Here is a 7,965-nt window from a genome sequence, read left to right as displayed (position 1 = left end):
ACCGGTGTCGCACACACCCTGCTGCGGGCGGTGTGGCGCGACCGCTGGCATCCACTCGATTATTGCTAAAATTCCGGCTAGCTTGGCGACAGATGGCTCAATTCTGGTCGGTGAATCACAATCAGACCGCCCTTCAAGAGAATAATGGGCGGCACCTTTGGTCCAAGGCGAGTGCAATGGCGCACGAATGAGCTCTACAACAATGCGCCGTGCGACGCCCAGCGACCTTGTCCTTTCGTATACCGATCAAGCAATTGGCTGTATGGGCAAGATAGGGGAAATCGTTTTTAGCAATCCGGATTGGAATCAAGAGGGATGACTTCTGCCTATTTTTTTGACATCGTTTTCCTCCTCGATCCATCCCACAATACAACAGGAAGTCTCTGCTCACTCCTCGCGGCGATGTTCGCCAACCCACCTAGTTCCGGACTGGCGATCAGAAAGCATATCTGAACGGCATTCCATAGAAGCGATATAAATTGAAATTGCGGCCATGTGTTTCACACCCGGGATGGTTTCGAAGCCGGGGGGCGCTCACGGTCTCAAGGCGAGAATTTTAAGAGACGTTCAAGAATGACCCAGCACGCAGAAAACGCTCGAATTCTCATGTACAGCCACGACACGTTCGGGCTCGGCCACTTGCAGCGCTGCCGGACTATTGCGCATTCGCTAGTCGAGGATTTCCGTGGGCTTCAGGTGCTTATCATTTCGGGTGCGACTATCGCCGGCGCCTTCGACTACCGCGCCCGTGTCGACTTCGTGAAGATCCCCAGCGTCATCAAGTTGCGCAACGGCGAATACACCTCGTTGGAAAAGGACATCGATCTGCATGAGACGCTAAGGATGCGTCAGTCGATCATCCGCCACACAGCCGAGACCTTCCGGCCGGATATCTTCATCGTCGACAAGGAACCGCTCGGCCTACGCGGTGAGATTGAGGACACGCTGTCCTACCTCAAGACCCGGGGCACCACGCTGGTGCTTGGCCTGCGCGAGGTGATGGATGCACCGCATCTGCTCGAAGCAGAGTGGGCTCGCAGGGATGTGATGCGCAAGATAGGCCTGTTCTACGACAAGGTCTGGGCCTATGGCCCGCCGGATTTCTACGACCCATTGACCGGCTTGGATGTGCCGCCGGCTGTCAGGGCAAAAATGAGATTCGTCGGTTTCCTGCAACGGAGCTTGCAGCGGAACCAGTTGCCCGGCCACCGGCCAGAGGGCGACTATATCCTGGTTACCACCGGTGGCGGCGGCGACGGGGCCGAATTGATTCACGACGTCATCGACGCTTATCAGCAGGATCCGAAATTGCAGCACAAGGCGCTGATCGTGCTTGGGCCTTACATGCCGGCTCGCAAGCGCAATAAGTTGCTGAAGAAGGGTGCCACGATCCCCTACATCAAGATTATCGAGTTCGACAACCGCATGGAAGACCTGATTGCCGGCGCCAAGGCGGTAGTGGCGATGGGCGGTTACAACACCTATTGCGAGATACTTTCTTTCGACAAGCCGGCGCTCATCGTGCCGCGCATCGAACCCCGCCAGGAACAACTGATCCGCGCGCGGCGCGCGGCCGAACTGGGCCTCATCGAAATGCTTTTGCCGGAGGAAGCCAAGGACTCCCAGCGGTTTGCCGATGCACTGGTGGCGCTGCCGAATCGGCCTCGTCCATCCCAGAGTAATCCACATCTGACCCTGGAAGGGCTCCCTCATATTTCCGAAATCGTCGCGGAACTGCTCGACCGGCAGGCTGGCCCTCACCTTTCGGTTATTGAAGGCATGAACTGAGTTGCAACATCGCAAGATCGTCGTGGTTCTGAAGGGTTATCCGCGGCTGTCGGAAACCTTCATCGCGCAGGAACTGCTCGGACTGGAGCGTGCGGGGTTCGATCTGATACTCGTTGCGCTCAGGCGGCCGACCGACGCAAAACGCCACCCCGTGCATGACGAGATCAAAGCGCCCGTCCATTATCTGCCGGAATATCTGCATGAAGAGCCGCTGCGCGTGGTTCGCTCGCTTTCTGCTTGTTTGCAGCGGCCGGGCTTCTGGCGTGCACTGGGATCGCTGGCCGTCGATATGCCGCGCGACTTTACGCGCAATCGCGCGCGCCGTTTCGGGCAAGCGCTCGTGCTAGCGGCCGAATGGCCCGAAGACGCGGTATGGCTGCATGCGCATTTCGCGCACACGCCGGCATCGGTGACGCGCTATGCCAGCCAGCTTCTTGGTCTGCCCTGGAGCTGCTCGGCCCATGCCAAGGACATCTGGACTTCGGCGGATTGGGATCTGGCCAGCAAGCTTTCCTCGGCGCGCTGGACGGTAACTTGCACGAAAACGGGCTTCGACCGTCTGAAAAAACTCGCCGACGGCAACTCGTCAGTGCATTTGAGCTATCATGGGCTCGACCTTGATCGCTTCGGCATTTTCGGCGAGGCACGAAAACAGCATGACGGCTCGGCGCCGGACGAACCGGTTATCGTTCTGAGTGTCGGGCGCGCCGTTGCAAAGAAAGGTTTCGACACCTTGCTGGAGGCCCTTGCCCTCTTGCCCGGTGATTTAGCGTGGCGTTTCGAGCATATTGGCGGCGGCGAGGAATTGGAGCGGCTCAAGGCGTTGGCGCAAAAACTCGGACTGGATGGTCGCATCTCTTGGAAAGGCGCGCTCGCGCAGGAAGAGGTGCTTGAGCACTACCGCCGCGCCGATATCTTCGCCCTGGCCTGCAGGATCACCGCAAATGGTGACCGCGATGGTCTGCCGAATGTTCTGGTGGAGGCGGCCAGCCAGCGGCTTGCCTGCGTGTCGACCGATATTTCCGGCGTGCCGGAGCTTTTATCGCCGGATGAAACCGGGCTACTGGTTCCGACGGAAAACCCAATTGCCCTGGCACAGGCGCTGGAGCGACTGATCCGTGATCCCGTGCTGCGTGCCCGCCTCGGCGACACCGCAGAGGCGCGCGTGCGCGGCAATTTCGATCACATGGCAAGCATTGGACAGCTCAAGGAGCTGTTCGAACGGGAGTGGCGGGCCGCCGAATGAAGCGGCTGCGCGCTTTCTTCTATGTCCAGCACCTGCTCGGCATCGGCCATCTCGCGCGCTCCAGCCGCGTCGCGGCGGCTCTGGTCGATGACGGGTTTGACGTAACCGTCGTCACTGGCGGAGCGCCGGTCGCGGGGTTTCCGGGATTGGGGGCAATATCTGTAACCCTGCCATCTGTCACCTCCGGTGATGAAGGATTTTCCGGCCTTGTCGACCTGCAAGGCAAGCCCATCGACGATGATTTCAAGAAACGGCGTTCAGAGATGCTGCTGCAGGCATTCCGGGATTGCAGGCCTGATATCGTCATTGTCGAGGCGTTTCCATTTGGGCGCCGGCAGATGCGTTTCGAACTCTTGCCGCTGATCGAGGCCATCGACGCGGCGTCGCCCAGACCGCTGCTGGTGACGTCCGTCCGTGATATCCTTCAGGAGCGCGTCAAGCCGGGCCGAAACGAGGAAACGGTCGATCTCGTTAACAGGCATTTTGACCTTGTCATGGTCCATGGCGATCCGGCTTTCGCAACCCTAGACAAGACATTTCCACTGGCGGGAGCGATCAGGGCCGAGGTTGCGTACACGGGGCTCGTTGCCGCGCCACCAGCGCCCGCGGCCTCCGAGCGTTTCGACGTTGTGGTGTCGGTTGGCGGCGGGGCCGCCGGAAAGAGCCTTGTCCGGTCCACCATCGCATCAGCGCGGAATGCCAACAACGCCTGGAAATGGTGTCTGATCACCGGCCCAAACCTGCCGAAGGACGAGTTTGACGCGATTACACGCGATGCCACGCCGGGCCTGTCCATCTTTCGGTTTCGCGAGGATTTCCCCAGCTTGCTGACCGGCGCCCGCCTGTCGGTCTCGCAGGCGGGTTACAACACTGTCTGCGATGTCCTTCGCGCGCGCTGTCGTTCGCTGCTCGTTCCCTTTGCAGCCGGCGGGGAAACGGAACAGACGGTTCGAGCCCTGATGCTCGAAGAACTGAGTTTGGCGACGGTTCTGAGGGAAAACGACCTGACGCCTGAGTGTCTGGCGCAAGCGATCGAACAGGCGCTTGCGGGACCGACGCCAGCCGCGCATCGTCTCGATCTGGAAGGCGCCCGTCACTCGGCGCAAATCCTGCGCGAGCGGCATCGAGCCTGGTCCTCGAAATCCTAGCGCAGGTCATATCTCGGTTGGATTCGCGCAACGCGCTTCAAACTGTTCCAATCAGCATGAAGCGGGTATATTTTTTTGTCGGCAGTTCGCCGGAGAACCTGATCTCCCGTAGCGCCGCCATTGCTTCGAAGGCTGCAAGCGAAGCCACGCAGTTGATGTGCGTCGGCTCGTTGAAGTAATCGTTCGATTGCAGTAGCACCTTCGTGCCCCGCGGAAGCAGGGCAAGCCAGGCACCCAGGTCGGCTATGTGTTCGCAGCTCGTATTGACCACCAGGTCGGGCCGACCGGCCGCATAGTCGAGTGCGTACATATCTTCCGTCAGCGCCCGGAAGCGGTCGCCGGCTTCCCGGTTGAGGGTCCGGGCGACCGGCCCGACTTCAGGATCGATGTCGATGCTGTCGATCGCCGCAATGTCGAAACGGGCGTCGTTGAAAAGCATTGCCGGCAATACGCCGTACCATCCGCCCAGAACCCATATGCGCCCGAACCGGCCGCCGTCGTTTTCGAACAGCTTGTCGAGCGCCCACATCTTGCAGGCGACCTGCTTGTGGTTGAAGGCGTTGGCGATATCGGCCGTCGGATGCTTGGCGATGACCCGCGCCAGCCCGGCGACAAGAGGGTGGTCGACATAGGCGGCAATTCCCCGGGCGAGGTCCAAGGCTTGTTCGTGCCCGTCAATGCCGGCATTGCGTGCTTGCGTGACATCCATCATATTCGTCTTCTATGTTGGGATTTCGGGCTACACAACGCAATATTGCCTCACCCAAGGCTGTTCGACTTGCGGATGAGACTATGCCACCAGCCGTTTCGCCGTTGCACGGTCACGAAGGGGGCCGGTTGCGTCTGTCCGGACCAGCGGCGTCCATCCGCGAAGACATTGCCGATACATCGTTTGCCAGCAGGTGCTTTCACCGCCTGCTTCCTCCAAACTGACAGCCGCATATGGAACCCAGCCTAGCCCGCTATATCTGGACGCACACCCGGAAGCAGCAGATCTGGATATTGATGATCGTCCTGCTTTCGATGATCCCATATTTCATGTCCTTCGACCTGCCGAAGCTGATCGTCAACGGCCCGATCCAGGGGAAGGGGTTCGAGCAACCCGGCGCGACCCTGCCCTTCATGAAATTGCACTATAACCTGCCGTTCATTGGCGAGGTCCAGTTCTTCTCCGGTTTTCAGCTGGACCGCAAGGAGACGCTGCTTGCCCTGAGCCTTGTGTTCCTCTTGCTGGTCGTCATCAACGGCCTGTTCAAACTCTACATCAACACCTACAAGGGCCGCCTCGGCGAACGCATGCTGCGGCGTATTCGCTTCGATCTGATCGATCGTGTGCTGCGGTTTCCGCCGATTTACTTCAAGCGGGTGAAATCCGCCGAAGTGGCGACCATGGTGAAGGATGAGGTGGAGCCGCTGGGCGGCTTTATCGGCGATGCCTTCCTGCAGCCGGTGCTGCTCGGCGGCCAGGCGCTAACGGCCATGCTGTTCATCATGGTCCAGAACGTCTGGCTCGGAATGATAGCGATGGTGATCGTGATCATCCAGATCGTACTCATCCCGCGGATGCGGCGGCGGCTGCTCGTGCTTGGGCGCCAACGGCAGTTGACGGCGCGCGCGCTTTCCGGCCGGGTTGGCGAAATCGTCGACGGTATCGGCGCGGTTCACGTCCACGACACGTCGAACTACGAGCGCGCCGACATAGCTGCTAGGCTAGGGCTCATCTTCAAGATCCGCTTCGATCTTTACCAATGGAAATTCATGGTAAAGTTCCTCAACAATTTTCTCGCACAGCTCACGCCCTTTCTGTTCTACATGATCGGCGGGTATCTGGTCATAGGGGGCCGGCTGGACGTCGGTCAGCTCGTGGCGGTGATCGGAGCCTACAAGGACCTGCCCGGACCGATGAAGGAACTGATCGACTGGGATCAGGATCGGCAGGATGTCCAGGTCAAATATCAGCAGGTCGTTGAACAGTTCACCGTCGAGGATATCATTGCGCCGGGAATCGCGGCACTGGCGATCGACGATCCCGGTCCGATGACAAACCCGCTGTCGGCGGTCGGTCTGTCCATGGCAGACGATGGCGGTGCAATGCTCCTCAACCGTGTCTCCATGCAGGTCAAGCCGGCTGAGACGGTGGCGCTGGTCAGCACCCCGACAGGCGGAGCAGAGGCGCTAGCAGAAGCCTTCGCGCGTCTGAACTGGCCAGAGAGTGGAAAGGTCGCTTCGGGCGCCGATGACCTGCTTGAACTCCCCGAAGCCGTGACCGGCCGGCGCATGTCCTACGCCTCGTCGGATGTTTTCCTGTTCCAAGCAAGCCTGCGCGATAACTTGCTCTACGGGTTGAAGCATGCACCGCTGACATCGGTGACTTATGACGGCACCGCGGCAGACCAGCAGCGCTGGAACATGGACGAGGCGCGCCGGTCGGGCAATCCGGATTTCGACGTCCACAGCGACTGGATCGACTATGTTTCCGCCGGTGCTACCGGCCCGCACGACCTCTTTGAAGCGGTGCGCCGGGTGCTCGACGCGGTTCTTCTGTCGCGCGACATTCTGGATCTTGGCTTGCGCTCTTCGGCCGACCTCACGCGTCACACGAAGCTCGCCGGGCGGATCGTCGAACTGCGTGCAGCGCTGCGAACCCGGCTCGAACAGGAAGGGCTGCGCGAACTGGTGGTTCCTTTCGAGCCGGGCGCTTACAACACGGAAGCGACGATCGGCCAGAACCTGCTTTTCGGCGCCGCCGCCGGCCCCGAACTGGCCGACAAGGCTCTGGCGGCCAATCCCTACTTTGCTTCCGTGCTGAAGCAGGCCGGCCTCGACAGCACGCTCTACGAGATGGGCATGGAGATCGCCGAACAGGCGATCGAGCTGTTTGCCGACCTGCCGCCAGATCACCAGTTCTTCCAGCAGCTCGCCTTCATGAGCGCCGAGGAGATCCCCGCCTACGAGACCTTGCTGCAGCGGCTCAAGAACCGCCCCTACGAGGCGGTTTCGGAGGCCGACCGCGCCATGATCATCACCTTGAGCTTTGCCTATATCGAGCCCCGGCACCGCTTCGGCCTGCTGACCGACGAGTTGATGAGCAAGATCGTCGCCGCACGCAACCGGTTCTATGAGAACCTGCCGCCCGAACTGCACAACGCGATCGAACGGTATGATCCTGCCAAATACATTGCCGCGGCCACCGTCATGGACAATGTCCTATTCGGCCGTGTGGGAAACAACCATCCCGACGCGCCGGACCGCATACGCTCCATCGTCTATGACATTCTTGACGAGCTGGGGCTTTATGCCGAGCTTCTGGATGTCGGCCTGGACTTCAACGTCGGCGCCGGTGGAAGGCGGCTGACCAGCGGACAGCGACAGAAGCTCGATGTTGCCCGGGCTCTGCTCAAGCGTCCCGATTTTCTCATTCTCAACCGGCCGCTGTCGGCGCTCGACCAGCGCATTCAGGACAAGGTGCTGCGAAACGTGCTCGAGGAAGCCAGACGCGACGGCCATTCGCCGGCAATTGTGTGGGTCGTGACGAGTCCGGCAATGGCGATGATGTTCGATCGCGTTATCGTCTTTGACTCGGGGCAATTGGTGGAAGACGGTACACACGAGACACTTTTGGCAGAGAACGGTATCTTCAAGGAACTTCTGTCATAGTCTGGCAGACGCGAATTTAGGAAGGTTTGCGACAATGCTGCTCAAGGATGAAGTTGGAATGCTGCAACGCGTTCCCTTGTTCTCCGGCATTGAGCCGGCAAAGCTCAAGCTGCTCGCGTTCACATC

5 protein-coding genes and 1 pseudogene are annotated in these 7,965 nt (G+C 60.0%); 5 read left to right on the top strand and 1 reads right to left on the bottom strand.

Annotation, left to right across the window (positions count from 1 at the left end; translation table 11 throughout):
- The first annotated feature begins 573 nt into the window (after positions 1-573).
- From EN750_RS09995 to EN750_RS09985, 3 genes are read left to right on the top strand one after another with little or no spacing between them, the layout of a single operon-like run.
- The gene (locus tag EN750_RS09995; RefSeq protein ID WP_127396319.1) at positions 574-1,788 is read left to right on the top strand and encodes a glycosyltransferase family protein; all 1,215 of its coding nucleotides are present in this window, start codon (positions 574-576) and stop codon (positions 1,786-1,788) included.
- A 1-nt stretch (position 1,789) separates the two neighbouring features.
- Positions 1,790-3,034 carry a glycosyltransferase gene (locus tag EN750_RS09990; RefSeq protein WP_127396318.1) on the top strand — a complete coding sequence of 415 codons (1,245 nt, stop codon included), beginning with the start codon at positions 1,790-1,792 and terminating at the stop codon, positions 3,032-3,034.
- Positions 3,031-4,182 carry a glycosyltransferase family protein gene (locus EN750_RS09985; protein ID WP_127396317.1) on the top strand — a complete coding sequence of 384 codons (1,152 nt, stop codon included), beginning with the start codon at positions 3,031-3,033 and terminating at the stop codon, positions 4,180-4,182. The genes EN750_RS09990 and EN750_RS09985 overlap by 4 nt, the downstream gene beginning before the upstream one ends.
- Before the next feature lie 37 nt (positions 4,183-4,219).
- Here EN750_RS09985 and EN750_RS09980 read toward each other — a convergent pair whose 3' ends face one another.
- Entirely contained in the window at positions 4,220-4,894 is a 675-nt protein-coding gene (locus tag EN750_RS09980) for a class I SAM-dependent methyltransferase (RefSeq protein ID WP_189526125.1), read from the bottom strand.
- Between the two features lie 230 nt (positions 4,895-5,124).
- On the opposite strand from EN750_RS09980, the gene EN750_RS09975 reads away from it, so the two are divergent.
- Together EN750_RS09975 and EN750_RS09970 are read left to right on the top strand one after the other, a co-directional pair.
- Positions 5,125-7,839, top strand: coding sequence for an ABC transporter ATP-binding protein (locus tag EN750_RS09975; RefSeq protein WP_127396316.1), 2,715 nt, complete (start codon positions 5,125-5,127; stop codon positions 7,837-7,839).
- A gap of 34 nt (positions 7,840-7,873) precedes the next feature.
- A pseudogene (locus tag EN750_RS09970) lies at positions 7,874-7,965 on the top strand (cyclic nucleotide-binding protein); the annotation flags it as partial.

Source organism: Mesorhizobium sp. M7A.F.Ca.ET.027.03.2.1, assembly GCF_003999175.1.
In the GTDB taxonomy this organism is placed as follows: Bacteria; Pseudomonadota; Alphaproteobacteria; order Rhizobiales; family Rhizobiaceae; genus Mesorhizobium.
Note: the sequence above shows the minus strand (reverse complement) of the source record. Positions and strands in the feature narration are given on the sequence as shown.

Excerpts from the sequence above, each read along its gene's own strand:
- EN750_RS09995 (WP_127396319.1), top strand. The coding sequence starts at position 574 with ATGACCCAGCACGCAGAAAACGCTCGAATTCTCATGTACAGCCACGAC.
- EN750_RS09985 (WP_127396317.1), top strand. The coding sequence starts at position 3,031 with ATGAAGCGGCTGCGCGCTTTCTTCTATGTCCAGCACCTGCTCGGCATC.
- EN750_RS09980 (WP_189526125.1), bottom strand. The coding sequence starts at position 4,894 with ATGATGGATGTCACGCAAGCACGCAATGCCGGCATTGACGGGCACGAA.
- EN750_RS09975 (WP_127396316.1), top strand. The coding sequence starts at position 5,125 with ATGGAACCCAGCCTAGCCCGCTATATCTGGACGCACACCCGGAAGCAG.